Below are 26,180 nucleotides of genomic sequence, written 5' to 3' on the forward strand. Positions count from 1 at the left end.
TCAGACGGTGAAGGTGGGCGGGCGTTCCGTGGCCGGGGGCGGCGGGGTGGCCTTCCACAGGCCGGTCTTCTGGGCCGCCAGGCGGGACAGGTAGGCCGGGTTGAGGATGACGTACCGGCGCCAGAGCCGCTTCGGCTCCAGCCCGAGCCGCCAGACCCACTCCAGCCCGGCGCGCTGCATCCACGGCGGGGGGTTGCGCAGCAGGCCGGCGTGGTAGTCGAAGGCCGCGCCGACCGCCATCAGCGGCATGTCCAGCAGCGGCCGCATGGCGTACGCGAAGACCTCCTGCCGGGGGCAGCCCAGCCCGACCAGGACGAGCCGGGCACCGCTGGCCTTGATCCGGTCGGCGATCTCCACGTCCTCGCCGGGCTGCACCTGACGGAACTTCGACGGCTCGACGCCGGCGATCTTCAGCGCCGGGAACTTCTCCTCCAGCGCGGGGATCAGCCGCGCCAGGGTCTCCTCCGTGGAGCCGTACAGGTAGACCGGCAGCCCCTCGTCGGCGCAGCGGGCGAGCACCCGGAGGGTGAGCTCGGGGCCGTACACCCGGTCGGTGAGGCCCGCGCCGTGCAGCAGGTTCAGCGCCCAGCGGACCGGCTGGCCGTCCGGCGTGACCACGTCGAACGAGTTGAGCCGGGCGTTGTGCGCCGGGTCGAGCACCCCGGTCATCACCCCGTGCACGGCCAGCGCGGTCAGCGCCAGTGGGCGGCGCTCCCGCGCCGCGGTGACGACCGCCTCGGTGGCCGTGGCGTAGTCGGTCGCGTCGACGAGCACGCCGAGCACGTTCCGCTTGGTGCCGGTGGTCATGCCTGCGGCACCCACTTGTCCACGTTGGCCTCGTAGATCTCGCGCGCGATCATCGGCACGTCGTAGACCTGCTTCCAGTCCGGGTAGTCGGCCTGGAACGCCTCGTTCGAGCCGATCCACCACTTGTGGTCGCCGATCCGGTTCGCCTCGACGTACTCGCTGATCATCTCCTGGCCGGTGATCTCCTCCGCCAGCGCGAAGACCTCGCGCATGGAGATGTTGGAGTGCCGGCCGCCGCCCAGGTTGTAGACCGCCGCCGAGCGCGGGTTGCGGAAGAACGCCTCGAACGCGGAGACCACGTCCGAGCTGTGGATGGCGTCGCGGACCTGCTTGCCCTGGTAGCCGAAGATCTTGTACGTCCGGCGCTCCATGTTCGCGCGCATCACGTAGCCGAGGAAGCCGTGCAGCTCGGTGGCCGAGTGCGCCGGGCCGGTCAGCGTGCCGCCCCGGAAGCAGGCGGTCTTCATGCCGAAGTAGCGGCCGTACTCCTGGACCATCACGTCGGCCGCGACCTTGGAGGCGCCGAAGACCGAGTGCAGGCAGGCGTCGATCGACATGTCCTCGCGGACGCCCTGGTAGTACGGGTGGTCCTCGGGCAGCTCGTAGCGGGTCTCCAGCTCCATCAGCGGGAGGCTGTTCGGCCGGTCGCCGTAGACCTTGTTGGTCGAGCAGTGGATCACCGGCGTCTCGATGCAGTGCTCGCGGACGGTCTGCAGCACGTTGAGGGTGCCGCCGGCGTTGACGTCGAAGTCGGTGAACGGGTCCCGGACGGCCCAGTCGTGCGACGGCTGCGCGGCGGTGTGGACCACCACGGCGATGTCCCGGCCGTAGCGGGCGAAGAGCTTCGCCAGCGCGTCCCGGTCCCGGATGTCGATGCTGTGGTGCGAGTACGCGGAGCCGAGCTCGTCGGTCAGCCGGCGGACGTTCCAGGCGGTCGACGCCTCGGCGCCGAAGAACTCCTGCCGCATGTCGTTGTCGATGCCGACCACGTCGAGCCCGAGGCCGGCGAAGTGCCGGACCGCCTCCGAGCCGATCAGACCGCCCGAGCCGGTCACCAACGCGACAGTCACACGCCACTCCTGGTCAGTAGGAGGCAGGGAAACCATCGGAGCATAGCGTGACGTCCGGCACGCCCCGATATGACGCGAGGGCCCCGCAAGCTGCGGAGCCCTCGTGATGGTGGGGAAGGGGGGAGTTGAACCCCCACGTCCTTTCGGACACACGGACCTGAACCGTGCGCGTCTGCCATTCCGCCACTTCCCCGTGGCCTGACCTGGAACAACCGTATCCCATCGCGGCCCCGCCACCTGCGGCGGGTGCCGAGACATATTACGCTGTCACCGGTCATCGCCACGAGCGATCACCGTTCGTGGCGGACGAAACTGTAGCACGACCCGTGGGGTCCGTTCGAACGGGCCGCCGGCGGCCGGCCGAGCGGCATGTGAGCTGCGCGGGCGGTGTCCAGATACCATCATTCCCTCGGGACCCGAGGAGGAGCCGGTGAGCGTGCTGCAACGCTTCGAGAAGCGTCTGGAAGGCCTGGTAGAGGGGGCCTTCGCCAAGGTCTTCAAAGGGGTGGTCCACCCCGTGGAGATCCTCAACGCCATGCAGCGGGAGGCCGAGGCGCACAAGGCGATCCTGGCCGGTGGGCGCACGTTGGTGCCCAACCGCTACGTGATCGATCTCTCGCCGTACGACCACAGCAGGCTGGCGCCGTACGCCGCCGCGCTGGCCCAGGAGCTGGCCCAGTCGCAGGCGGAGTTCATCGGCGAGCAGGCCTGGACGGTCTACGGCGACGTGATCGTCGAGATCGAGCGCGGCGAGGGGCTGGATACCGGCATGTTCCGGGTCACCGCCGAGGTCTACACCGGCGGAGACGTCGCCCCGGTCTCCGCGCCCGCCGGCTACGACGCCGGCCCGCCGGCGTACCCGGCGTACGACCAGGGCGGCGGCTACGGCCCCCCGCCCGGCCAGGGCGGCGGTCGCAACGTGCGGCTGGTCTCCGGCGACGGTCGCACCTACCCTCTCCAGATGGGTTCGACGGTGATCGGCCGCGGCGACCAGGCCAACCTGCGCCTGCCCGACGTCGGGATCTCCCGGCGACACGCCCGGCTGGACTTCGACGGCGGCCAGGTCGTGCTGACCGACCTCGGCTCCACCAACGGCACGATGGTCAACGGCCAGCGCGTCTCCGCCGTCGCCCTCAACCCCGGCGACATGATCCAGCTCGGCACGACCACCCTGACCTTCCGCGTGGACGGCTGACCCGCCTTGCCGGAACTCGTCATCACCGTCGCCCGGTTCGGGTTCCTCATCCTGCTGTGGATCTTCGTGTTCACGGTGGTCGGCGTCATCCGCCGGGACCTCTTCGCCGGGGCCCGGTCGGGTCGGTTGGTGGCCGCGCCACGCGCGGTCGGCGCCTCGACCGGTCAGGCCGCGAGGCCGGCGAAGGTGAAGCGGGGCAGGGCCGCGCACCAGCTGGTGGTCACCGCCGGCCAGTTGGCCGGCACCCGGATCACCCTCGGCGAAGCCCAGATCACCATCGGACGGGCCGAGGACTCCACGCTGGTGATCACCGACGACTACGCGTCCGCGCGGCACGCCCGGCTCGTGCCGCGCGAGGGGCAGTGGTTCGTCGAGGATCTCGGCTCGACTAACGGCACCTATCTGGATCGCGCTAAGGTCACCGGACCAACCCCCGTCCCCCTCGGCGTGCCGATCCGGATCGGCCGCACTTCTCTCGAATTACGGCCATGACTCTGACCCTGCGCTATGCGGCCCACAGCGACCGCGGTCTGATCCGAGACGGTAACCAGGATTCCGTCTACGCCGGGCCGCGGCTACTCGCCGTCGCCGACGGCATGGGCGGTATGGCCGCCGGTGACGTCGCCAGCAACATCGTCATCGGTGCCATGGCGCCGCTCGACGAGGACGTCCCAGGGGACGCCCTCGTCGACGCGTTGCGTTCGGCCGTGGGCACCGCCAACCAACAACTCCGCGACACCGTGGACGCCAACCCGCAGCTGGAGGGGATGGGCACCACGCTCACCGCCACCCTCTTCTCGGGCAGCAAGCTCGGCATGGTCCACATCGGTGACTCGCGGGCCTATCTGCTGCGCAACGGCGAGTTCGCGCAGATCACCAAGGACGACACGTACGTCCAGATGCTCGTCGACGAGGGCCGGATCAGCGCGGAGGAGGCGAGCAGCCACCCCCAGCGCTCGCTGCTCACCCGCGCGTTGGACGGCCGCGACATCGACCCGGAGTACAGCGTCCGCCAGGTCCTTCCCGGCGACCGCTACCTGATCTGCAGCGACGGGCTCTCCGGCGTGGTCAGCGCGGACACCATCGGCGACACCATGCGGGAGTACCCCGACCCGCAGCAGTGCGTCGAGCGCCTGGTGCAGCTCGCGCTGCGCGGCGGCGGCCCGGACAACATCACGGTGATCATCGCCGACGCCACCGACCAGGACATCGTCGAGGCCTCCCCGATCGTCGGCGGCGCCGCCGCCCGGGACCGGGGCATGGCCACGTCGGCCGACGTCTCCACCCCGGCGGCCCGCGCCTCGGCGCTGTCCGCCCCGCGCTCGCCGGCCCCAGAGGAGCCGGCGGACAACCGGGACGACGAGCCGGAACGGCGCCGGCACCGCCCGCTGCGCAGCGCGGCGATGCTGCTGGCGCTGCTGGTCATCCTCGGCGGTGGCCTGTTCGCCGGGTGGAGCTACACCCAGCGGCAGTACTACGTCGGCGCCACCGAGCAGGGCCAGCTCGCCGTCTTCCGCGGCGTGCCGGGCCAGATCGCCGGCCTCGACCTGTCCAGCGTGCACTCCACCAGCGGGGCCAAGCTGGACGACCTCACGCTGGCCGCGCAGGAGCAGGTCAAGCAGGGCATCCAGGCCAAGAGCGAGCCGGACGCGCAGCGCCGGCTGGCCGAGCTGACCAGCGACGACCCGGCGAACCCGAACCTCAAGCCGATGTGCCCACCGAGCCCGACGGCGGCCGCGGTCAGCCCGACGGCCGCCGCCGTCAGCCCGACGCCGGCGGTCACCGCCTCCGCGGTCGCCCCGCCCGTCAGCGCCAGCGCCCGGCCGCCGGTCACCCCCACACCCGCGCCGACCACCACTCCCGACGCCGTCCCCTCCGACACCGTCCCGCCGGTCGACCCGGCGGGCTGCCGGTCGCCGGAGTGAGCGTCGGCTCGACACCGAGGACTCATCCGTGACCGCAGCGGCCGTACCGGTAGCCTCGCCCGCCTCGACGGGCGAGCAGCCCGGCGTACGCCTGGCCCGGTCCCGGCGGAACGCCGAGCTGTCGCTGCTGCTGCTCGCCATGGTCCTCGTGGCGGCGTACTCGGCGACGGTCGAGGCGAACGTGCTGGACACGGTCACCCCGGACTTCTGGATGCCGGCCGCCGCGCTGGGGCTGGTCTTCCTCGGTCTGCACCTGGTGATCCGCTGGCTGGCGCCGTTCGCCGACCCGGCGCTGCTGCCGGCGGTCGCCCTGCTCAACGGCATCGGCGTGGGCTTCCTGCGCCGGTACGACCTGGCCAAGGCGGCCCCGGCGGACCGGGAGACGCTGGCGATCTTCGCCGGTACGGGTGGCCGGCAGCTCGCCTGGACACTCGGCGCGGTGATCCTCGCCGCCGGGCTGCTGGCGATCATGCGGGACCACCGGTCGCTCTCCCGGTACGCGTACACCCTGGGCCTGGCCGGCATCGTGCTGGTGATGATCCCGGCGGTGCTGCCGGCCCGGTTCTCCGAGATCAACAACGCCAAGCTGTGGATCCGGATCGGCGGCTTCTCGATCCAGCCCGGTGAGTTCGCCAAGCTCGCCCTGCTCGCCTTCTTCGCGTACTACCTGGTCCGCAAGCGCGAGGTGCTGTCGCTGGCCAGCCGGCGGGTGCTCGGCATCGACTTCCCGCGCGGGCGGGACCTCGGCCCGGTCCTGGTGGTCTGGATCATCAGCCTGCTGGTCCTGGTCTTCGAGAAGGACCTCGGCACCTCGCTGCTCTACTTCGGCATGTTCGTGGTGACGCTCTACATCGCCACCGAACGGGTCAGCTGGCTGCTCATCGGTCTGATCCTCTTCTTCGGCGGCGCCTACCTGGCGTACCTGCTGGGCAGCACGGTCGGCGGCCCGTTCCTCAACTTCTACGACCGGGCGCAGATCTGGCTGGACCCGTTCGCCGAGCCGTACGACCGGGGCTATCAGCTCGTCCAGGGTCTGCTCACCCTCGGCACCGGCGGCCTCTTCGGCGCCGGCCCGGGCGGCGGCCAGCCGACCCTGCTGCCCGAGGTGCAGACCGACTTCATCTTCGCCGGCATCGGCGAGGAGATCGGGCTCTTCGGCCTCTCCGCGCTGCTCGTGGTCTACCTGCTGGTCGTCGAGCGGGGCCTGCGGGCGGCGCTGGCGGTGCGCGACTCCTTCGGCAAGCTGCTGGCCGGCGGTCTCGCCTTCACCCTGGGCCTCCAGGTCTTCGTCATCGTCGGCGGGATCAGCAAGCTCATCCCGCTGACCGGCCAGACCACCCCGTTCCTCTCCGCCGGCGGCTCGTCGCTGATGGCGAACTGGCTGCTCATCGCCGTCCTGCTCCGGGTCTCCGACGGGGCCCGCCGTCCGGTGACCGGCGGCGGCCCGGCGGCCCGCCCGAGCGGCGGTCCGCCCGAGCAGCTGCACGGGGCCCCGACGGAGGTGATCAGGCCGTGAACGCACCCCTGCGCCGCGTCGGTGTGGTCGTCATGATCCTCTTCGGCCTGCTCTTCGCGAACCTCAACTGGATCCAGGCGTACAAGGCCGATGAGTACCGCAACAGCGACTACAACGGCCGGGTCCAGGTGGCCGAGTACGAGCGCAAGCGCGGCAACATCGAGGTCGGCGGCACCGCGTACGCGCTCAGCAAGGAGACCGGCGGCAAGCTGAGGTTCCTGCGCACCTACCCGGGTGGGGAGACGTACGCGCACGTGCTCGGCTACAAGCCGGTCAACCTCGCGGAGACCGGCATCGAGCGCACCGAGAACGACTTCCTCGCCGGCACCAGCGACCAGCTGATCGCCAACCGGGTGAAGGACATGTTCACCGGGGAGGAGACCGGTGGCGGCAACGTGCTGCTCACCCTCTCCAAGCGGGCCCAGGACACGGCGTTCAAGCAGCTCCAGGACAACCAGGTGGGGGCGAAGCGGGGCGCGGCCATCGCGATCGACCCGCGGACCGGGGCGGTGCAGGCGCTGGTCTCCATGCCGAGCTTCGACCCCAACCCGCTGGCCAACCACGACACCAACGAGGCGTCGGCGGCGTACAACAGGCTGGAGAAGGACCCGGAACGCCCGCTGGCCAACCGGGCGCTGTCGGAGACGCTGCCGCCCGGCTCGACCTTCAAGATCGTGGTGGCCGCGGCGGCGCTGGAGAGCGGCGTCGGCAAGAGCACCCAGATCCCGGCCGGGTCCAGCTACACCCCGCCGACGTCCGGCCAGCCGATCCGCAACGCCGCGCCGTCGATCTGCCCCGAGCCTCAGGTCAGCCTGATGGCGGCGGTCACCGAGTCCTGCAACACCGGCTTCGCCCAGCTCGGCGTGAAGCTCGGCGCCGACAAGCTCAAGGAGAAGGCCCGCCAGTTCGGCTTCGAGCAGGAGGACCTGACCGTCGGGCAGCTCGGCGAGGGCGGCCTCGGGGTGGCGGCCAGCCGGACCGGTGACATGGAGGCTCCCGGCGGAGCCACCGACCCGGCCGCCCTGGCCCAGTCCTCCATCGGCCAGCGGGACGTGCGGATGACCCCGCTCCAGGGCGCGCTGATCGCCGCCTCGGTCGCCAACGGCGGCAGCCAGATGCGGCCGTACCTGGTCAAGCAGCTGCTCGCCCCGGACCGCACCACCAGCTACTACACCGCGAAGCCGCGGGAGCTGCGCCGGCCGGTGAGCGGCCAGGTCGCCGGCGACCTGCGGGACATGATGGAGAGCGTGGTCAAGAACGGCACCGGCCGGAAGGCCGCCATCGACGGCTACACCGTCGGCGGCAAGACCGGTACCGCCCAGTCCGGGCCGAACACCCCCGACCACGGCTGGTTCATCGGCTTCGCGCTGGACAAGAACGGCACCCCGGTCTCCGCGGTCTGCGTGGAGCTGGAGCAGGCCGGCAGCGGCGGCAGCGCCGAGGCGGCCCGGATCGCCGGCAGGATCATGCAGGCGGCGATCGCCGACTCCGGGGGCCGCTGACATGCTCAGCCCCGGCGTCCAGCTCGGCAACCGCTACCGCCTCGACGAGCGGATCGCCAGCGGTGGCATGGGCGACGTCTGGCGTGGCACCGACCAGGTGCTGGGCCGTACGGTCGCGGTGAAGAGCCTGCTCCCGGCGCTGCTCGACGAGCCCGGCTTCGCCGAGCGGTTCCGCGGCGAAGCACGCACCATGGCCACCATCAACCACCCGGGCGTGGTCGACGTCTACGACTTCGGCAGCGACCAGCACATCGCCTTCCTGGTGATGGAGTACGTCGAGGGCGACGCCCTCTCCGCCACGCTGAGCCGGGTCGGCCGGCTCACCCCGGCCCGGACGATGGCCCTGCTGGCGCAGGCCGCCGACGCGCTGCACGCCGCGCACGAGAAGGGCATCGTGCACCGCGACGTGAAGCCCGGCAACCTGCTGGTCCGGCCGAACGGCACGCTGGTGCTCACCGACTTCGGCATCGCCCGTTCCGACCTGGTCGGCCAGCTCACCGCGGCCGGCTCGGTGCTCGGCACGGCCTCCTACATCTCGCCCGAGCAGGCCACCGGCGCGGTCGCCACTCCCGCCTCCGACGTGTACGCGCTCGGCGTGGTCGCGTACCAGTGCCTCGCCGGTCGGCGTCCCTTCGAGGGGGACAACCCGCTCGAAATCGCCATGAAGCACGTGCAAGAGCCGCCGCGACCGCTGCCCAACGACATCCCGCCGCAGGTCAAGGCGATCGTGGAGCGGGCCCTGGCGAAGGACCCGGCGGCCCGCTGGCCGAGCGCCGCCGCGCTGGCCGGCGTCGCCCGCCAGGCCAAGCTGGCGCTGTCGCAGCAGGCGCGTACCGGCGCCCACCCGGGTCCGATCTCCGGCGTACCCGCGTCGCCGGCCGCGCCGTCGGCCCGCGCCCAGGTCCCCACCGCGTCGCGGCAGCAGTCCGGTCCGCCCGCGGTCGCGCCGCGCCCGCCGCTCGCGTCCCGGCCGACGGCGGCGGCATCCGCGCCCCGGCCGCCGGTGGCGGCGCCGGTCGCCCCGCGTGGGGCGGCGTCGGTGCCGCCGCCCCGCCAGCACAATCCCCTGGGGTACGCCCGGCCGCCGGTCGCCCCGGCTCCGCCGCTGCCGGCCCCCCGCCGGTCCCGGAGCGGCCTGTGGTGGGCCGCCATCCTGGTGGCCGCGCTGGTCCTGATCTGCTCCGGCGTGATTTCCTACAACTTCCGGAAGAGCGCGGCGTCCGGTGACACCGGGGCGCTCGCTCCGGTGAGCGTGACCTCCGGCGCGGTGCGGGCCCACGGAGCCGACGATCCGGTCCGGACGTCGTACCGTCGTGGGGTACGGCTCCAGCCCGGTGGCGGCGAGACGACGACGAGCGAAGGACGAGAGACGCGATGACAGCGCAGGCCCGCCTGCTCGGTGGCAGGTACCAGGTCGGCGAGCTGCTCGGCTACGGCGGCATGGCGGAGGTGCACCGCGGTCGCGATCTCCGGCTCGGTCGGGATGTCGCGATCAAGATGCTCCGGACCGACCTCGCCCGGGACGCCACCTTCCAGATGCGGTTCCGCCGGGAGGCGCAGAACGCCGCCTCGCTCAACCACCCGGCCATCGTCGCCGTGTACGACACCGGCGAGGAGACCGCCCCGACCGGCGAGACGCTGCCGTTCATCGTGATGGAGTTCGTCAACGGACGGACCCTCAAGGAGGTCCTCGGCGTCGAGGGGCGGCTCCAGCCGCGCCGGGCGCTGGAGATCTGCGCGGACATGTGCGCGGCGCTGGAGTTCAGCCACCGGCACGGCATCATCCACCGGGACATCAAGCCGGGCAACGTGATGCTCACCCAGACCGGCCAGGTCAAGGTGATGGACTTCGGCATCGCCCGGGCGCTGGCCAGCGGCGCCACCACGATGACCCAGACCAGCGCGGTCATCGGCACCGCGCAGTACCTCTCGCCGGAGCAGGCGCGCGGCGAGGCCGTCGACGCCCGCTCCGATGTGTACGCCGCCGGCTGCGTGCTGTTCGAACTGCTCTGCGGGCACCCGCCGTTCGTCGGGGACAGCCCGGTCAGCGTCGCGTACCAGCACGTCCGGGAGGCGCCGCCGACGCCGAGCGACATCAACCCCGACGTCAACCCGGCGGTCGACGCGATCGTGCTCAAGGCGCTGTCGAAGAACCCGCTCAACCGCTACCAGAGCGCCGGCGAGATGCGGGCCGACCTGTTGCGGGCGGCGGCCGGCCGGCCGGTGCTGGCCACCCCGGTGCTGCGCGAGGACGAGACCGCCCCGATGGCCCCGGCCGCCGGTGCGGGTTACCAGACCCAGGTGATGGGGCCGCAGACCCGGCAGGTCCCGGCCCGCGTCGGCGACCCGGGCAAGCGCAAGAGCTCCTCCTGGGTGATCGCCACCTTCGCGGCGCTCGGCGTGCTCGCCGTGATCGCCCTGGTCGCCGCCCTGCTGCTGAACCAGGGCGGCAACGAAAAGGTGGCCGTGCCGGACCTCAAGGGCAAGGCGGAGGCCGTCGCCCGGGCCCAGATCCAGCAGGCGGGGCTCATTCCGCAGCCCGGTGATCCGATTGCCGGCACGGACTGCACGAAGGGCACGGTGGTCCAACAGGACCCGGCCGCCGGCACGCAGCTGGAACAGAAACGCCAGGTGACCTACCAGCTGTGCGGCGGCCCGCAGCAGGTCGCCATTCCGCCCGTGGTGGGCAACCGGCTCGACAACGTCAAGCAGCAGCTGGCGGCCCTGAACCTCACCGTCGATGAGCAGTACGTCGACAGCGGTGAGGCGAAGGACACGGTCGTCGACGTCGAACCCAAGGCGGGTACCAAGGTCCCCGAGGGCAGCACCGTCAAGGTGAAGGTCTCCCGGGGCAACGTAGCCGAGGTGCCGAACGTCGTCGGCTTCCCGAAGGACCAGGCGGTCAGGACGCTGAAGGACGCCGGTTACGAGGTGCGGGTGCTAGACGGCGACGAGGTGGCACCGGATCAGGCAGGGAAGGTCGGCAGGCAGAGCCCCGACGCCAGGAAAGAGCTGGCGAAGGGAAAGCGGGTCACCATCTACGTCGACTTCGCGCCGCCCGAGCCCACCGTTACGCCGACCAGCCCGACCCCCAGCGGCACGCCGACCACGCCGGGTAGCGGTGGAGGCTGGCCGTTGCCCACCACCCGGCCACCCGGAGCGGCCACTCAGTAACGGTGAGCTGGCCGGTCAGGCGGCGGCGAAGGCGGCCCGGCGGCGGGCGTCCACCTCGGCGGCCAGCTCCGGAGCCCGCTCCAGCGCCTCCGGGTAGCCGCAGACGGCCAGCCAGTTCGCCAGCATGAGGTGCCCGCCCTCGGTCAGCACCGACTCAGGGTGGAACTGGACCCCCTCGATCGGCAGGGTCCGGTGCCGCATGGCCATCACCACACCGGACTCCGTCCGGCCGGTGACCTCCAGGTCGTCCGGCAGCGTCTCCGGCAGTACGGCGAGCGAGTGGTACCGGGTCGCGGTGAACGGGTCCGGCAGCCCGGCGAGCACACCGACCCCGGAGTGGCGTACCTCGGAGGTCTTGCCGTGCAGCAGCTCGGGCGCCCGGGTGACGGTCGCGCCGAATGCCGCGCCGATGGCCTGGTGGCCGAGGCAGACGCCGAAGAGGGGCAGCTTGCCGGCGTACTCCCGGATGACGCCCAGGCAGATGCCGGCGCGGTCGGGACTGCCCGGTCCCGGGGAGAGCAGGACGCCCGCCGCGCCCACCCGGCCGACCTCGGCCACGTCGATCTCGTCGTTGCGCCGAACGTCGCAGTCGACGCCGAGCTGGCCGAGGTACTGCACCAGGTTGAAGACGAACGAGTCGTAGTTGTCGATCACCAGGACGCGCATCGGCTCACCTGCTCGGGGTGGGGGGCGGGGCGTTGTTCGTTTCCGTGCTGTACGGCAGTACCTCGTCGGTGGGCGCGTTGCTGGGCACGGTGAGGTCGCCGTTCTGCCCGGTCTCACCGGAGTCCTGGGTGACCTGGACGTCGTCGAAGGGGAGCAGCGGCTCCGCCCACGGGAAGACCACGAACCAGAGCAGCGCCACCGTCGCGGCGGTGAGCAGCAGCGAGCCGATCAGCTTGCCGGCCGTCCCGAACGGGAGCTTGCGCCAGATCCACGCGTACATCGTCAGCCTCCCAGCTCCGCCGGGCGACCTGCCGACTTGGCCTGGGCGTGGTCCAGCCGGGCATGGATGATCAGGCGCTGGTAGTTGTCGAACTTGGGGTTGCAGGTGGTCAGGGTGAGCAGCTTCTCCGTCGGCGTGGCGTCCGGCTTCATCGGCACCGGCGCCACCACCTCCACCTGGTACGGCTTCACGATGTGGCTCTGGTAGACCTTGTAGACGAACCACTCGGTCTTGCCCTCGACCACGATGTCGTCGCCGGTGTTCAGCTCGTCCAGCCGCCAGAAGGTGGCCCGGATGCGGTGCCCCGCCACGGCGAAGTTGCCCACCTCGCCGGGGAGCGCGCTCTTCGGGTAGTGGCCCGGCGCGTACCGGATGTCGTCCGGGGTGACCCCCTCGACCACGACCCAGTGCTTGTCGAACTTGGGGATGTAGAGCCCGGCGATCGGCTTGCCCTCCACCGGCGGCGCCGGCTTCTTGCTGGGTCCGGCCGTCGGCCCTACGGTCGGGTCGGGCGCCCACTCCTGGGCCAGCTCGCTGGTCAGGTCGTTCTGGTGGGCGTCGACGATGACCGACTTGCCCCAGATCTCGTAGCCGGCGAAGAGCAGCACCACCAGGCCGAAGGTGATCAGCACCTCGCCGGTCAGCCGGACGCCGGACCGCAGCCGGGACGCGAAGGAGGGCCGGGTCAGCTCGGAGTAGACGCTCTTGTAGCCCTCGCCGGTCTGCTCGGGACGGAGTCGTACGACCCGTTCGCCCCGGCGCGGGCGCGGCGGCTCGGCCGCGGTGTCGGCCTCGCCAGCGGCTGCGTCGCCGGTGTCCGGGACACGCGGTACGGCACCCATCAGCGCGGTCGAGTCCAGGCCCGGGTGGCGGACCGGCCGGCCGGTGACGGCCGGGATCACGGCGGTCGCGGCCGGATCCACGGGACCCCCCACACCGGCCCCCGGCCGGTTCGGGTCGCCGTCGACCATCCCGGAATGGGCGTCGGCGGGCGTTCCGCGACGGGGCGCGCCTCCGGTCCGTCCGGCGCTTCCGCTGCCGGATGTGCCGCCGTCCCGGGGGGCGGCCGGTCGGCTCTCCGGCCGGGCGCCCACGGTGGGGATGATCGCGGTCGGCGCGTCGCCGACGGTCGCCGGACGTACGCCCGGCGTGGTGGGGCGGTCCGTGAGCGGCCGGGCGGCGGGCTCGTCGGCGGTCCGGCCACCCGCGGCGCGGGCCGGCGGCGCCTCGGCGGGGCCGGCACCCCCGACGCGGCCACCGGCAGCAACACCGGGGTCGGGCGGCCGGCGGTCCGGCTGGTCGACGAACGGGCCCACGGCGCTGCGCAGCACCGGTCCGCCCGGACGGCTCGTCGGCGGCCCGGCCGGCCCGCGTTCGGCCTGCTTCGCCGGGTGGCGCGGGGCCTGGTCGGCCGGGTGTGGCGCGAGCTGGTCCGCCGGTTGTCGCGCCACCTGGGCGGCCGGCGGGGCGGTGGGAATCCGGCGTCCGGGCTCGTCGGCTGGACGGTGCGCGGCCTGGTTGGTGGCCACCTGCCAGGCGGGCGGCTCCGGCCGCGGTGGCTCGTGCGCGGCCGGTCGCTGCGGGGCGGCCGGCGCCGGCGGACTGGCCTGGGCGTTTCCGGGCCAGGCCGGTGGCGGGGAACGGTACGGGTTGGCCGGGCCGGCGGGGGCGTCGGTCGGGCCCGCGGTGTCCGGCCGGCGCACCGGCGCGGGGGCGGCCGCGGATGGACCGGGCGACGGGGAGCGGTTCCCGGTCGGCTCCGGCCAGGGCAGGTCGAGTGCGGGCCGGGGCGGGGCCGGACGGTCGACCCTGGGGACGAACGCGGTCGGGTCCTCGCTCTGGTCGCGGTGGCGCCCGTCCTGCCCCGGGGGGCGGCCGTCCTGGGTCACCGGGGCACCTTCGCGGACCGGAGGGCGGTCGAGTCCTCGAACGCGGGCACGGTCACCGTGGACACGTGCTCGGAGTAGCCGAGCTGGTAGTGGTCGACTGCTTCCCTGAACAACCGGACTCCCTCGGACGCGGCGAGGGCCTGCTGGAGGGCAGCGGGATCGCCGATCGCAACGATCTTGAACGGAGGGGAGTACACCCGGCCGTGCAGCAGCAGGGTGTTACCGACGCAGCGTACCGCGCTGGTGCTGAGCACGCGGACATTCATGATTGACATGGCCTCGGCTCCACCCGCCCAGAGCGCGTTGACGACCGCCTGGACGTCGCCCTGGTGGACGACCAGGTCGTCGTTGCTGGCACCTTTGGGCAGCGCCTGGTCGTTGCGCCGGCGCGCGTCGTCCAGCTCGATGGTGACCCCGCTGCCGGTGAGCGCGGTGAACCCGGCGGCCTGCCGGCTGGCGGCGGCCCGGTCCCGCTGGGCCCTGATCGGGCCGTCGGTGTCGGCGAGGGCGGCGGTCTGGCTCTCCACCTCGGCGCGCAGCCGGGCGGCGCGCTGCTCGCTCGTCTCGACCTGCTCGCGCCGGTCCTCGATCAGCTGGGTGAGCTGGGGCCGCCGATCCTCCCGCAGCGCAGTGCCGCCGGCCGTGGTCGCGGTGGTGGTGAAGAGCAGTCCCGCCGCGGCGGCGATCAACGGCACTCCGACCGCCCAGCCCGGTCGTCGCTGCCGTGGGCGCCGCGGCAGCAGGCCGGCGGCGGCTCGCCGGAGGACCTTCTGCCAGGAGGCGGCGCCGGACGTGTACTCCACCGGGCGTTTCCTTCCCCGTCGTCTCGGGCCGGCCCGGAAGGGGCGGACCGCTCTGCTCGACCCGAAAAGTCCCACCCTTTTCGGTCACTCCGCGCACCGGCCTGACCCCATTCGTGGCCTGGACGGTCCGTCGGGACTACGCTAGCTGTCGAACATTATTGGCCATGGACCGTCGCCCCCGCGCCCGGTTGTCAGGCCGGACGAGGTCGTCACCCCCTCTGGAGAGCGTCGTGCCCAAGTCTCAGGTCCGCAAGAAGAAGGTGTACACCCCGCCGACGGACGTGCGTCCGACGGCGACGGCGGCGACGCGCAAGCCTAGCCCGATCTGGCTGCCGATCACCGCCGTCGCGTTGATCGTCGCCGGGATCGGCTGGCTGGTCGTGTACTACCTCTCCGAGCAGGCGTACCCGGTCATGTCGTGGGGTTACTGGAACCTCGCGGTGGGCTTCGGCGCGATGGTCGCCTCGCTGATCCTGCTCTCCCGCTGGCGCTGACCCGCTCGAAGTCCGGCCCGGTTCCCCGTCCCGGGGGCCGGGCCGTCGACCTGTGGTGCGCCGGGTCGGCCGGCCCCGACCGGCGCCTCGGCGACGGAGGTAGGTCACGCCAGGACGCCCCTGTCCGGCGCGCGCCGGCCGGTCCACCTAAGGTGTCGGCAGGGCGGCGTGGCCGGATGCGAGATGACTCACGTTACTGCTGGGTAACCTTGCGCGTAGGCTGCACTGCATGACCGAGCGGAGCGAGGTCATCGACCGGTCGGGTCGGGGCAGCGGGAGCGGCGCAACGCCACCCGCGCCGTGAGCCGTCCCCGGTCGCCGAGCCGCTCGACAGGCAGCAGACCGGGAGGCCAACTCGATGGGCAGCGTCCAGATCGTCGCCACGATCCTCGCGGCCGCCATCACCGCCGTGGCGGTGGGGCTTGCGGTACGCGCGGTCATGAAGATGGTGGCAGTCATCCGGCTGGGTCAACCGGCGCCGGAGCGGTTCACCGACAAGGGCGCCCGCACGAAGACCATGCTGGTGGAGACCGCCGGTCACACCCGCATGCTGAAGTGGAGCGTGGTGGGCGCCGCGCACTGGTTCGTGATGGTCGGATTCATCGTGCTGTCGCTGTTGGTGCTCGAGGCGTACTTCGAGGTGGTCACGCCGGGCGGCGGGCTGCCGATCATCGGGCACTGGACGATCTTCGCCCTGGCCACCGAGTTGATCGGCATCCTCGGCCTGGTCGGCATCGTGGTGCTGATGGCGATCCGGCTGCGCAACCGGCCCAACCGGCCCGGCAACCGGTCCCGGTTCACCGGCTCCACCATGTGGCAGGGCTACTTCGTCGAGTGGGTCGTGCTGCTGGTCCTGATCTTCGGTTTCGTGATCCGGGGCTTCAAGGTCGCCACCGACCACTTCGAGTACCCGGTCTGGGCCACCCCGCTCAGCCACGCCGTCGGCGCCGCGCTGCCGGCCTGGACGGCCGGCGTCAGCGTCGCCGCCCTCATCAAGATCGTCATCTCGATGACCTGGCTCATCGTCATCTCGCTGAACGTCACCATGGGTGTCGCCTGGCACCGCTTCCTGGCCTTCCCCAACATCTTCTTCAAGCGCGAGCCGGCCAAGCCCGCCGGCTCCGGCCTCGGCGCCCTGCGACCGATGATGAGCGAGGGCAAGCCGCTCGACTTCGAGGAGGCCGACCCGGAGTCCGACCAGTTCGGCGTCGCCCAGGTCGAGCAGTTCAGCTGGAAGGGCCTGCTCGACTTCAGCACCTGCACCGAATGCGGCCGCTGCCAGTCGCAGTGCCCGGCCTGGAACACCGGCAAGCCGCTGTCGCCGAAGCTGCTGGTGCTCAGCCTGCGCGACCACGCGTACGCCAAGGCGCCGTACCTGCTGGCCGGTGGCGGCAAGGACCTGACCGGCGAGGAGAAGGCCACCGCCGCGCAGCTCGCCCACCTGGACGTGCTGGCGCTGGCCGAGGCCGACCGCCCGCTGATCGGCACCGCCGAGGAGGGCGGCGTCATCGACCCGGACGTGCTCTGGTCCTGCACCACCTGTGGCGCCTGCGTCGAGCAGTGCCCGGTGGACATCGAGCACGTCGACCACATCGTCGACATGCGTCGCTACCAGGTGCTGATCGAGTCGAGCTTCCCGTCGGAGGCCGGCGTGATGCTGCGCAACCTGGAGAACAAGGGCAACCCGTGGGGCGCCCCGCAGAACACCCGCGAGGACTGGACCAAGGGCCTCGACTTCGAGGTGCCGCGGGTCGGCGAGGTGGACGACTTCGAGTACCTGTTCTGGGTCGGCTGCGCCGGCGCGTTCGAGGACCGGGCCAAGAAGACCACCCGGGCGGTCGCGACGCTGCTCAACGAGGCGGGCGTGAAGTTCGCGATCCTGGGCGAGGGCGAGACCTGCTCCGGTGACCCGGCCCGCCGGATCGGCAACGAGTTCGTCTTCCGGATGCTCGCCCAGCAGAACGTCGAGACCCTGAACGAGGCGTTCGAGGGCCGGGAGAAGGCCAAGCGCAAGATCGTGGCCACCTGCCCGCACTGCTTCAACACCCTCGGCAACGAGTACGGCCAGCTCGGCGGCGAGTTCGAGGTCGTGCACCACAGCCAGCTGCTGGCCCACCTGGTCAGCACGGGCAAGCTCACCCCGGTGCAGCCGGTCGACGGCGGCGTGACGTACCACGACCCCTGCTACCTGGGCCGGCACAACCGGGTCTTCGCCGCCCCGCGCGAGGTCCTCGGCGACGCCATCCAGGGCGAACTCACCGAGATGCCGCGCAACAGCGAGCGCTCCTTCTGCTGCGGCGCCGGCGGCGCCCGGATGTGGATGGAGGAGAAGATCGGCAAGCGGATCAACGTGGACCGGGTCGAGGAGGCCATGGCCACCGGGGCGAAGACCGTCGCCGTCGGCTGCCCGTTCTGCTCGACCATGCTCAACGACGGGGTCAACGGCAAGGGCGCCGGCGAGCAGGTCGAGGTCATCGACGTCGCCAGCGTGCTGCTCCGCTCGGTCAAGCCGGAAGCCGCGCCGGGCGAGAGGAAGACCGCGCCGGTCGCCGGCTGAGGTCGTACCCCCGGCACAACCGGACGCACGACGGCGGTGGCACCCCCGAGGTGCCACCGCCGTTCGTCGTGGGTGGGGAGGCGCCCGCCACCCCGGCCGGCGTGAACTCGTGCCCCGGGTCGGCCCGTGGAACAATCGCGCTCATCGACAGCCTGTTGCTCGGCACGCTGTTGCCCCTGGTCGGCTTCGTGCTGCTGACCGCCGGCAACGCGTTCTTCGTCGCGGCCGAATTCGCCCTGGTCACGGTCGACCGCGCCGAGATCGACCGGCGGGCGGCCGGCGGCGACGCGCGGGCCGTCACCGTACGTACGGCGCTGCGCGAACTCTCCTTCCAGCTCTCCGGCGCCCAGCTCGGCATCACGATCACCGCGCTGCTCACCGGCTACCTGGCCGAACCGGCCCTGGCCCGGCTCGTCGCCCCGCTGCTGCGGCCCGTCGGCGGCGCCGACCGGTTCACCCCGCTGCTCGCCCTGGCGCTGGCGACGCTGATCTCGATGCTCTTCGGCGAGCTGGTGCCGAAGAACCTGGCGCTGGCCCGGCCGATGCCGGCCGCGCTGGCCACCGCCGCGCCGATGCGCGGCTTCGCCCGGACGTTCGGCTGGCTGATCCGGGCGCTGAACAACTCCGCCAACCGGCTGGTCCGCCAGCTCGGCGTGGAGCCGCAGGAGGAGTTGGCCAGCGCCCGGTCGCCCGAGGAACTGGGACTGCTCGCGGCGATCTCCGCCCGGGCCGGCGCGCTGCCGCCGGACACCGCGATGCTGCTGCGCCGGACCATCCGGTTCGGCGACAAGCGGGCCGCCGAGGCGATGACGCCCCGGGTCGACGTGATCGCGTTGCGGGCCACCGCCACGGTGGCCGAGCTGCTGAGCCTCTCCCAGCAGACCGGGCGGACCAGGTTCCCGGTCTTCGAGGAGACGCTGGACCTGGTCACCGGCGTGGCCGGGGTGCCGGACGCGCTCGGCGTGCCGCTGGACCGCCGGGCGTCCACGACCGTCGCCGCGGTCGCCCGGGAACCGGTGTACGTCCCGGAGAGCCTGGACCTGGACGCCGTCCTCGCCGCGCTGAAGGGCGCCGGCGCCGACCTGGCCATCGTGGTCGACGAGTACGGCGGCACGGACGGCGTGGTGACCGTGGAGGACCTGGTCGAGGAGCTGGTCGGGGAGATCGCCGACGAGTTCGACCCGGACGCGGTGCACGACCTCGGGCCGGCCGAGCTGACCGTGCCGGGCGGCGAGCGCACCGTCCTGGTGGACGGTGTGCTGCGCGAGGACGAGCTGGCCGAGCAGACCGGCTTCCGGCTGCCCGAGGGCCCGTACGAGACCCTGGCGGGCTTCCTGATGGCCCGGCTCGGCCACATCCCGGTGCCGGGCGAGACGATCGAGGAGGGCGGGTACGAGTTCACCGTGGTCGAGGTCGAGCGGCACCGGATCGAGCAGGTCCGGGTGCTCCGCCCGGAGGAGCCCGACGACGATGACTGAGCTGCTGATCGCCGCGCTGCTGCTGCTCGGCAACGCCTTCTTCGTGGGCAGCGAGTTCGCGCTGATCGCGTCCCGTCGTACGGTGCTCGAGCCGCTCGCCGCCAGCTCGAAGCGGGCCCGATGGGCGCTGTCCGCGATGAACCAGATCCCGCTGATGATCGCGGGGGCGCAGCTCGGGATCACCATCTGCTCGCTGGGGCTGGGCGCGATCGCGGAGCCGGCGTTGGCGCACCTGCTGGAGTTGCCGTTCGAGGCGCTCGGGCTGCCCGCCGGCGCGGTGCACCCGGTGGCGTTCGTGATCGCCCTCGGGATCGTGGTCTTCCTGCACACCGTGGTCGGCGAGATGGTGCCGAAGAACATCACCCTGGCCGGGCCGGAGCCGTCGGCGCTGTGGCTGGGGCCGGCGATGCTGGCGTTCTGCGTGGCCACCAAGCCGCTGCTGCTGGCGATGAAGTGGTCGGCCCGGCAGGTGCTGCGGCTGTGGCGGGTCGAGGCGACCGACGCGGTGAAGACGGTGTTCACGGCGGAGGAGCTGGCCGGGTTGGTCTCCCAGGCGCGTACCGAGGGGCTGCTCGATGCGGAGGAGCACGCCCGGATCACCGGCGCGCTCGCCCTGCACAGCCGGACGGCGGCGGACGCGTTGCAGCCGTGGTCGACGGTGACCACGGTGGCCGAGGACGTCTCACCCGCCTCGCTGGAGGTGCTGGCCACCCGCACCGGCCGGTCCCGCTTCCCGGTGGTCCAGCGGTCCACCCGCCGGGTGCTCGGCTTCGTGCACGTAAAGGACGTGCTGGGGTACGCCGGCGCGCGTCGGCGCGAGCCGGTGCCGGTGGAGGTCTACCGGCCGCTGGCCGTGGTGCCGCCGGACCGTACGCTGGCCGACCTGCTGCTGTCGATGCGGCGCGAGCGGCGGCACATGGTGCTGGTGAGCGACGGCCGCCGGCCGCTCGGTGTGGTGACCCTCGACGACGTATTGACGGCCATCGTTGGCAAGTAAATGAATACCCTTGGTGTGCAAGCGGTTGCGCAAACGTGATTGAACAAATGGCCGCCTTGATATCACCCCGGGGCTTCCCTAATGTGGGGCACCGACCGCTGTGGGTCGTCTGCCTCGATCTTCCCCCTCACGAGGCGCCCGGCGGTCGGTTGCAAAAGGAGTCGGTGCCGGTGGCAACCATGCCCCCTCATCGTCACGCCCGGAGTCAGCCGCCCGTCCGACCGGTCGGCGCCCGCCGGGTCGTACACCGTCTGCTCACCCTGGTCGCGGCCGTCGCCGTCGGTGCCGGACTCGTCGCCGCGCCGGCGCACGCCGCGCCGTCGGTGGACGAGATCGAGGCGCAGATCGACAAGCAGTGGGAGCAGCTGGAGCCCACCATCGAGGGCTACAACAAGATCCGCGCCCAGCTGAAGGTCAACCAGAAGAAGTCGGCGAACCTGCAGAAGAAGATGGCGCCGCTGGAGCTGGAGTCCACGCTCGCCATGAACCGGGTCGGCGAACTGGCCTCCCGCTACTACATGCAGGGCCCCTCCCAGGAGGTCGGCGCCCTGCTGGTCGACGCCAAGCCGGGGACGCTCGCCGAGCAGCTCACCATCCTCGACCGGCTCGCCACGCAGGAGCGCAAGCAGATCGCCGGCGTGCTCGCCGTCCGCGACAAGTACAAGGCGCAGAAGGCGAAGCTGGACGCGCTGATCGCCACCCAGATCAAGCAGCGCGACGAGCTGGCGGCGAAGAAGAAGCAGATCGACGCCGAGATCAAGCGCCTCACCGCCGCGCTGCCGAAGACCACGGTGAAGGTCACCGGCTGCCCGACCATCAACGGTGTGGTCAGCAGCGCCGCGCAGACCGCCATCCGGGTCGCCTGCCAGCAGGTCGGCGACCCGTACGTCTGGGGCGCCACCGGCCCGAACTCGTTCGACTGCTCCGGTCTGACCCAGTACGCCTACAAGGCGGCGGGCATCTACCTGACCCACTTCACCGGCGCCCAGTGGAGCGAGGGCAGGGCGGTCTCCCGCTCCGACGCCCGCCCCGGTGACCTGGTGTTCTTCTACAGCGACCTGCACCACGTCGGCCTGTACCTCGGCAACGGCCTGATGGTGCACGCGCCACGGACCGGCAAACCGGTCCAGGTGAGCCAGGTCAACTACATGCCGGTGGCCGGCTACCGCCGAGTCACCTGATCCGATCCGACGACGAAGGCCCCCGGTCGAGCTGACCGGGGGCCTTCGTCGTCGGATGCGGTGGCTACTGCGGCGCGCCCACCGCGGCCGGCAGGATCAGCACGTCGTCCAGGTTCGCGAACATCACCCGGTGGCCGAACTGGATCTGCACGTACTGGTTCTCGCCCCGGACCACCGTCCGGTCGCCGGGGGCGGAGCCGTCGAACGAGACCGCCCGGTAGTACTCGCCCGGGAGGACGCCGCCGAGCGCGTACCGCTGGCCCGCCGCGAAGGTGTACTGCAGCGGCGAGATGCCCTGGTACGGGATGGTGGCCGGGTAGGCGGCCCGCTCGGGGTAGGCCCGCCCGTACACCGGGATCGTGGTCTTGCCCGGCTTGGGCGTCACCACGAAGCCCTGCGCCCACTTCGCGGTGGGCGCGGCGGACGGGTTGAAGAACCAGGCCTTCTGGCCGAGGTACCAGATCGCGGTCCAGTCACCCTGGACGTCCGCGAGGGCGTACGTCTGACCGGCCGAGGCGCGGGCACCATGGTCCTTGATGTACATGGTGTCCGGCGTGCCGTTCGGGCGCAGCCCCCGGTCGTTGACCAGCGGGGCGTCCAGGCTCGGGGCGCTGTGCAGGATGACCGAGGACGAGCCGCGCAGCGGGCAGGGCTCGGCCGGCGGCGGCGGATCCGGCACGCCCGGCGGCTGCTGGTTGCAGCCGTAGAACGCCGGGCGGTTGCTGGCGAAGTCCGGGTCGATGGTGACCAGACCGGTGTGCGGGGTGCCGGTCGACTGGAACGGCGCCTTCATCAGGTCGAAGTAGTGCGACCAGTCCCAGTACGGGCCCGGGTCCCAGTGCATATCGGCCACGGTCCCGGCGGTGGTGCCCGGGACATTGTCGTGGCCGAGGATGTGCTGCCGGTCCAGCGGGATCTGGAACCGCAGCGCCAGGTGCCGGACCAGCTTCGCCGACGTCCGGTACATCGCCTCGGTGTACCAGGTGCCGTGGCCGGCGAAGCCCTCGTGCTCGATGCCGATGGACTTGGCGTTGACGTACCAGTTGCCGGCCTGCCAGCCGACGTCCTTGGCCTTGATGTGCTGGGCGACGTAGCCGTCCACCGAGCGCAGCGTGTAGTGCCAGCCCAGGTAGGTCTTGGTCTGCACCAGCTTCACGCTCGGACCGAAGTAGCCCTCGGTGTCGTGGATGACGATGTACTCGAGCTTCTGCTGGGCCGGCCGGTCACCGAGATCGTGGTTGCCGTAGTCACCCGGCTTCGGGCCGTACTTCTCGTACGGGGCCGGGATCCACTCGCAGGCGAGGCGGACCGGGCACTCCAGGCCGTCCGGCCGCTCGGCGCGGCGCAACCCGAGCCGGTGCAGCCCCGACTCGTCAGGGGACACCTGGCGGGCGGCGAGGGTGACCCGCTGGCCGTCGTCGGTCATCCGGCTGGCGCCGACGCTGATCTGGTCGTACACCTCGTCGGCGAAGGCCGCGGCGGCGTCCTCGGTGTCCGCGCCGGAGTACCGGGCCACCGCGCCGTACCAGGCCGCCGGGTCGCTGCCGGCGCCGACCGGCGCGGCCAGTTCCTTCTGGTACGACGCGAGCAGCGCCGCCCCGCCGCGGATGTTGGCGGTGGCGTCGGTGCGCAGCGTCGCCTCGGCCACGCCGGTGAGCGCGGCGGCAGCGTCGAGGGTCTGCAGGGACGCCTGCGGCAGGACGTCGCCGGTCGCCTCGGCGGCGGCCGACGTGTCGACCACCAGCGGCCGGGCGTCGTCGCCCCGGGGGTCCTCGTTCTCGTCGACGTGTGAGCTGCCGGGGGTCGAGGCGACCTGTTCGGCGTCGGTCAGGTGCATCGGCCCGTAGCCGCCGCTGGTGCTGGGCTGGCCGGGGTGGGTGTCCCAGCGGGACTCCAGGTACGACACGCCGAGCAGGACGATCTCCGGCACGCCGTACTCGGCCGCCGCGGCGGCGTACTGCTGCTGGCGGTCGGCGGACCCGGCGGTCAGGGGCTCGGCGGCGACGGGTCCGGTGCTGAGAAGGGCGGTCGCCGCAGCCACGGCGGTGGCGAGCAGAACTCGTCTGCTCGGCGGCAAGGGTGGACGGAGCATCGAACCTCCAGGTCGGGCGGAAGTCACTGCGTGCTCACCCTCACCCCACCCATGGCGTTGGGTCAATACCTTTCCCCGCAGTGATGTTGAGTGAAGGAAACCTTCACCAGCGCGGCCCATGCGAATTCGGGTACGGAGTGTCACGGCGTCTCGGGTTGCGGATTGATAACGGCGCTCTCTACTCTGGTCAATCGTCGACCGGAATGTGCATCGCCCAACCCGGGTGGTGACGGTCCGACACTGCCGAGTCGCCTCCGGGCGAGCCGGGGACCCAGTTACCTGGGGTGAATCCGCAGCAATGCGGTAGGGCGGCTCCCTTCCCGTCCGAACCCGTCAGCTAACCCGGTAGGCGGTCAGCGAAGAAGGAGTCAGGAAGCCCGGTGGCACACCATGCCCCGCGGCGACCGTCGGTCCGGTCGAACGACCGGATGACGGCTGCGCCGCGTCCACGCTGGTCCCGCTTCACCACCGCCCTCGCCGCCCTGGCCGGTACCGCCGTCATCCTGACCGGCGGCGCCACGGCGGCCCACGCCGACCCGTCGGTCGCCGAGATCGAGCGCCAGATCGACCAGGACTGGAACAAGCTCGAACCGATCATCGAGCAGCACAACGCCACCCGTCAGGACCTCGCCGCCAAGCGGAAGCAGGCCGAGGCCCTGGCCAAGCAGATCGCCCCGTTGCAGCTCCGGGTCGACCTCGCCATGGGTCAGGTCGGCGGCCTCGCCGCCGACGCCTACAAGGGCGACAACCTGTCGACGGTGAACGCGCTACTGGGCAGCCGGTCGCCGAGCGACGTGGTCACGAGCCTCGAACTGCTCGACCGCTTCGCCCACCGCCAGCAGCAGCAGGTACGCAACGTCGTCGAACTCCGCGACGAGCTGGCCGCCAAGAAGAAGCCGCTCGACGAGATGGTCGCCCAGCTGACCCGGACCGAGGCCCAGCTCGCGGCGAAGAAGAAGCAGATCAACGCCGAGATCGCCAAGCTGGACAAGCTCCGCCTCAAGATCTACGGCAGCGGTGGCGGCGGCCCGCTGCGGCCCGCGCCCTGCCCGTCCGGCTACCCGGGCGGCCCCGCCGGGGTCGCGGTCAAGTTCGCCTGCGCCCAGATCGGCAAGATCTACGTCTGGGGCGCCGCCGGCCCGGACCACTACGACTGCTCCGGCCTGACCATGGCCGCCTGGGCCAAGGCCGGCGTCTCGCTGCCGCACAACGCGCGGCAGCAGCACGACGTCACCCGCCGGGTCAGCCGGAGCGAGCTGCGCGCCGGTGACCTGGTCTTCTACTACAGCGACCTGCACCACGTCGGCATGTACGTCGGCGGCGGCTGGGTGGTGCACGCATCCCAGTCCGGCAAGCCGATCACGATGAAACGCGTCGACGACGGCCAGATCAACAGCTACGGCCGACCGGGCTGATCCACCGGAAGGGGCTCTCGCGTGGCGGGGCCCCTTCCGCGGTCAGCGGGTCGGCCAGGTGCGCCAGAGATGCCATGCGGGCTTTGCTCTCACTGGTAGCGATGGTCATCGTGCCCGTCACCTGCGGCGGGAGTGGTGAAGCGTGGGGGACATCGGTGGCCGGTCGCGAACGGCGGCCCTACGGACGCACCGCCTCGTCCCGGGCTTCTCGACGAAGCAGGGCAGTTGAGATGACCGCAGCGAACACGCAAAAGCCGCCCGGCACGAAAACAGCAATCCGCTTCTCCTGCGCCTTCAAGGTCAGATACTGAGCCTTGCTGATGACCGTCGCCTCGCCGTGGTTGTTGACGACGTACGTTCCGGCACGCTGCTCCGGCACACCCGGTGTGGCACCGAGGGAGAGAACTCCGACCAGCCAGAACCCGGCGAACAGCAGCCAGCTCGCGATGAGCAACCAACCCGGCATCGTTTCGCGCAACAGACGCCACAACGCCTGGCCGCCGCCGGCACGGGTGCCGGTCTCTTGGACCGCGAGGCCCATGACTGCGATGAGGGTGATGACAAAGCCCGGCAGCGCCAGCAGCAATGCCGACGCCAGGATGATGGGCGTGGGCAGCGGAAGACCTCCTGGGAGTGTCGAGGCTGCCAACAGGCCGGCGCACCAAACGATCCCGGCAAGCGCGAGCCGGCGAGTCCATACCATGGCGGGAAGCTACAACAGGTGGACTACCTTGGCACACCCCGGGCGCGCGCCACCGATGACCCTCTCCGACCTTTATCTTGCAAAGATCAAGACCGCTGTCGGCTGATGTCGGGCAACGTCACTGGCCTGCTCGACCTGTCGCCCGATGCCGCTCCCTCCCGCCGTTCGTCGGTCGGCTTGGCTGTACTGATTGCTGTACTGATGGCTGTACGGGACAAGTCATGATCTGTACATGCCACCGTTGGCCAGGGCTACGTGTACCGGAGGCGCCGATCCCGAGGCAAGAAACCACTACTGCCTGCCTGGGCTCCCCCTGTCTGTCAGGGTGAGTTGAGGCCAGCGGCTCATAGCAAGTCCGCCGGGCAGGGCGAGCTCAGGATCGAGAAGCGTTGAATACTGCTGTTGACGTCGCGACGGCCCAGGATGGGGTCATGAG

21 protein-coding genes, 1 tRNA gene and 1 riboswitch are annotated in these 26,180 nt (G+C 71.7%); of the genes, 13 read left to right on the top strand and 9 right to left on the bottom strand.

The genetic code is table 11. The features are described from left to right. The 3 genes from ACFOYX_RS25395 to ACFOYX_RS25405 form a co-directional block, all read right to left on the bottom strand. Positions 1-807: a WecB/TagA/CpsF family glycosyltransferase gene (locus ACFOYX_RS25395; RefSeq protein WP_322439777.1), complete on the bottom strand. Its 807-nt coding sequence runs from the start codon at positions 805-807 to the stop codon at positions 1-3. Beyond that, positions 804-1,877, bottom strand: a complete 1,074-nt coding sequence (locus ACFOYX_RS25400) for an NAD-dependent epimerase/dehydratase family protein (protein WP_322439776.1) — start codon at positions 1,875-1,877, stop codon at positions 804-806. Before ACFOYX_RS25400 ends, ACFOYX_RS25395 begins: the two co-directional genes overlap by 4 nt. A gap of 107 nt (positions 1,878-1,984) precedes the next feature. After that, a tRNA-Leu gene (locus ACFOYX_RS25405) sits at positions 1,985-2,070 on the bottom strand. Between the two features lie 210 nt (positions 2,071-2,280). Between ACFOYX_RS25405 and ACFOYX_RS25410 the strand changes: the two genes are divergently transcribed. From ACFOYX_RS25410 to pknB, 7 genes are read left to right on the top strand one after another with little or no spacing between them, the layout of a single operon-like run. Continuing rightward, on the top strand, positions 2,281-3,072 hold the full coding sequence (locus tag ACFOYX_RS25410; protein WP_238455054.1) for a DUF3662 and FHA domain-containing protein: 792 nt from the start codon (positions 2,281-2,283) through the stop codon (positions 3,070-3,072). Positions 3,073-3,078: 6 nt separating this feature from the next. Then, entirely contained in the window at positions 3,079-3,564 is a 486-nt protein-coding gene (locus ACFOYX_RS25415; protein ID WP_322439775.1) for an FHA domain-containing protein, read from the top strand. Then, the gene (locus ACFOYX_RS25420) at positions 3,561-4,997 is read left to right on the top strand and encodes a PP2C family serine/threonine-protein phosphatase (protein ID WP_109802036.1); all 1,437 of its coding nucleotides are present in this window, start codon (positions 3,561-3,563) and stop codon (positions 4,995-4,997) included. Before ACFOYX_RS25415 ends, ACFOYX_RS25420 begins: the two co-directional genes overlap by 4 nt. Before the next feature lie 28 nt (positions 4,998-5,025). Then, positions 5,026-6,513, top strand: a complete 1,488-nt coding sequence (locus ACFOYX_RS25425; protein ID WP_109802037.1) for an FtsW/RodA/SpoVE family cell cycle protein — start codon at positions 5,026-5,028, stop codon at positions 6,511-6,513. Then, positions 6,510-8,015: a penicillin-binding transpeptidase domain-containing protein gene (locus ACFOYX_RS25430; RefSeq protein WP_322439774.1), complete on the top strand. Its 1,506-nt coding sequence runs from the start codon at positions 6,510-6,512 to the stop codon at positions 8,013-8,015. Before ACFOYX_RS25425 ends, ACFOYX_RS25430 begins: the two co-directional genes overlap by 4 nt. Before the next feature lies 1 nt (position 8,016). Then, the gene (locus ACFOYX_RS25435) at positions 8,017-9,393 is read left to right on the top strand and encodes a protein kinase (RefSeq protein ID WP_322439773.1); all 1,377 of its coding nucleotides are present in this window, start codon (positions 8,017-8,019) and stop codon (positions 9,391-9,393) included. After that, positions 9,390-11,189 carry a Stk1 family PASTA domain-containing Ser/Thr kinase gene (gene pknB / locus ACFOYX_RS25440; RefSeq protein ID WP_322439772.1) on the top strand — a complete coding sequence of 600 codons (1,800 nt, stop codon included), beginning with the start codon at positions 9,390-9,392 and terminating at the stop codon, positions 11,187-11,189. The genes ACFOYX_RS25435 and pknB overlap by 4 nt, the downstream gene beginning before the upstream one ends. 15 nt (positions 11,190-11,204) lie before the next feature. On the opposite strand, the gene ACFOYX_RS25445 is transcribed toward pknB, so the two are convergent. Genes ACFOYX_RS25445 through ACFOYX_RS25460 form a run of 4 tightly spaced genes read right to left on the bottom strand, consistent with a single transcriptional unit; the run spans position 11,205 to position 14,827 of the window. After that, a complete protein-coding gene (locus ACFOYX_RS25445) occupies positions 11,205-11,855 on the bottom strand; it encodes an aminodeoxychorismate/anthranilate synthase component II (protein WP_322439771.1) in 651 nt (216 codons plus the stop codon). A gap of 4 nt (positions 11,856-11,859) precedes the next feature. Continuing rightward, on the bottom strand, positions 11,860-12,135 hold the full coding sequence (locus ACFOYX_RS25450) for a hypothetical protein (RefSeq protein WP_238455212.1): 276 nt from the start codon (positions 12,133-12,135) through the stop codon (positions 11,860-11,862). Between the two features lie 2 nt (positions 12,136-12,137). After that, complete coding sequence (locus ACFOYX_RS25455) at positions 12,138-14,024, bottom strand: class E sortase (protein ID WP_322439770.1); 1,887 nt, start codon at positions 14,022-14,024, stop codon at positions 12,138-12,140. Then, positions 14,021-14,827 carry a DUF881 domain-containing protein gene (locus tag ACFOYX_RS25460; RefSeq protein ID WP_238453553.1) on the bottom strand — a complete coding sequence of 269 codons (807 nt, stop codon included), beginning with the start codon at positions 14,825-14,827 and terminating at the stop codon, positions 14,021-14,023. The genes ACFOYX_RS25455 and ACFOYX_RS25460 overlap by 4 nt, the downstream gene beginning before the upstream one ends. Positions 14,828-15,057: 230 nt before the next feature. On the opposite strand from ACFOYX_RS25460, the gene ACFOYX_RS25465 reads away from it, so the two are divergent. The 5 genes from ACFOYX_RS25465 (at position 15,058) to ACFOYX_RS25485 (ending at position 21,534) form a co-directional block, all read left to right on the top strand. Then, entirely contained in the window at positions 15,058-15,321 is a 264-nt protein-coding gene (locus ACFOYX_RS25465) for a cell division protein CrgA (RefSeq protein ID WP_109802044.1), read from the top strand. A gap of 358 nt (positions 15,322-15,679) precedes the next feature. Next, positions 15,680-17,878 (top strand): (Fe-S)-binding protein, encoded by a 2,199-nt coding sequence (locus tag ACFOYX_RS25470; RefSeq protein ID WP_322439769.1) that lies wholly within the window; start codon positions 15,680-15,682, stop codon positions 17,876-17,878. Positions 17,879-18,048: 170 nt separating this feature from the next. After that, the gene (locus ACFOYX_RS25475; RefSeq protein ID WP_322439865.1) at positions 18,049-19,356 is read left to right on the top strand and encodes a hemolysin family protein; all 1,308 of its coding nucleotides are present in this window, start codon (positions 18,049-18,051) and stop codon (positions 19,354-19,356) included. Further along, the gene (locus tag ACFOYX_RS25480) at positions 19,349-20,353 is read left to right on the top strand and encodes a hemolysin family protein (protein WP_322439768.1); all 1,005 of its coding nucleotides are present in this window, start codon (positions 19,349-19,351) and stop codon (positions 20,351-20,353) included. Before ACFOYX_RS25475 ends, ACFOYX_RS25480 begins: the two co-directional genes overlap by 8 nt. A gap of 179 nt (positions 20,354-20,532) precedes the next feature. Further along, complete coding sequence (locus ACFOYX_RS25485) at positions 20,533-21,534, top strand: C40 family peptidase (protein ID WP_377534455.1); 1,002 nt, start codon at positions 20,533-20,535, stop codon at positions 21,532-21,534. Positions 21,535-21,598: 64 nt separating this feature from the next. Here the strand turns inward: ACFOYX_RS25485 and ACFOYX_RS25490 are convergent, their stop codons facing one another. Then, positions 21,599-23,626 carry a peptidoglycan recognition family protein gene (locus tag ACFOYX_RS25490; protein WP_322439766.1) on the bottom strand — a complete coding sequence of 676 codons (2,028 nt, stop codon included), beginning with the start codon at positions 23,624-23,626 and terminating at the stop codon, positions 21,599-21,601. A gap of 231 nt (positions 23,627-23,857) precedes the next feature. Next, positions 23,858-23,993: riboswitch (cyclic di-AMP (ydaO/yuaA leader) on the top strand. A 61-nt stretch (positions 23,994-24,054) separates the two neighbouring features. Here ACFOYX_RS25490 and ACFOYX_RS25495 point away from each other — a divergent pair. Next, a complete protein-coding gene (locus ACFOYX_RS25495) occupies positions 24,055-25,041 on the top strand; it encodes an NlpC/P60 family protein (RefSeq protein ID WP_322439765.1) in 987 nt (328 codons plus the stop codon). Positions 25,042-25,219: 178 nt separating this feature from the next. Here the strand turns inward: ACFOYX_RS25495 and ACFOYX_RS25500 are convergent, their stop codons facing one another. Then, positions 25,220-25,744: a hypothetical protein gene (locus ACFOYX_RS25500; RefSeq protein ID WP_322439764.1), complete on the bottom strand. Its 525-nt coding sequence runs from the start codon at positions 25,742-25,744 to the stop codon at positions 25,220-25,222. Between the last annotated feature and the right edge of the window lie 436 nt (positions 25,745-26,180).

It is taken from the genome of Micromonospora sp. GCM10011541 (assembly GCF_042650725.1).
Taxonomy (GTDB): Bacteria; Actinomycetota; Actinomycetes; order Mycobacteriales; family Micromonosporaceae; genus Micromonospora; species Micromonospora sicca.

Bases quoted from the DNA above. Each gene is read 5' to 3' on its own strand.
- ACFOYX_RS25395 (WP_322439777.1), bottom strand. From the start codon at position 807: ATGACCACCGGCACCAAGCGGAACGTGCTCGGCGTGCTCGTCGACGCG.
- ACFOYX_RS25420 (WP_109802036.1), top strand. From the start codon at position 3,561: ATGACTCTGACCCTGCGCTATGCGGCCCACAGCGACCGCGGTCTGATC.
- ACFOYX_RS25435 (WP_322439773.1), top strand. From the start codon at position 8,017: ATGCTCAGCCCCGGCGTCCAGCTCGGCAACCGCTACCGCCTCGACGAG.
- pknB (WP_322439772.1), top strand. From the start codon at position 9,390: ATGACAGCGCAGGCCCGCCTGCTCGGTGGCAGGTACCAGGTCGGCGAG.
- ACFOYX_RS25445 (WP_322439771.1), bottom strand. From the start codon at position 11,855: ATGCGCGTCCTGGTGATCGACAACTACGACTCGTTCGTCTTCAACCTG.
- ACFOYX_RS25450 (WP_238455212.1), bottom strand. From the start codon at position 12,135: ATGTACGCGTGGATCTGGCGCAAGCTCCCGTTCGGGACGGCCGGCAAG.
- ACFOYX_RS25470 (WP_322439769.1), top strand. From the start codon at position 15,680: ATGGGCAGCGTCCAGATCGTCGCCACGATCCTCGCGGCCGCCATCACC.
- ACFOYX_RS25480 (WP_322439768.1), top strand. From the start codon at position 19,349: ATGACTGAGCTGCTGATCGCCGCGCTGCTGCTGCTCGGCAACGCCTTC.
- ACFOYX_RS25485 (WP_377534455.1), top strand. From the start codon at position 20,533: ATGCCCCCTCATCGTCACGCCCGGAGTCAGCCGCCCGTCCGACCGGTC.
- ACFOYX_RS25490 (WP_322439766.1), bottom strand. From the start codon at position 23,626: ATGCTCCGTCCACCCTTGCCGCCGAGCAGACGAGTTCTGCTCGCCACC.
- ACFOYX_RS25495 (WP_322439765.1), top strand. From the start codon at position 24,055: ATGACGGCTGCGCCGCGTCCACGCTGGTCCCGCTTCACCACCGCCCTC.
- ACFOYX_RS25500 (WP_322439764.1), bottom strand. From the start codon at position 25,744: ATGGTATGGACTCGCCGGCTCGCGCTTGCCGGGATCGTTTGGTGCGCC.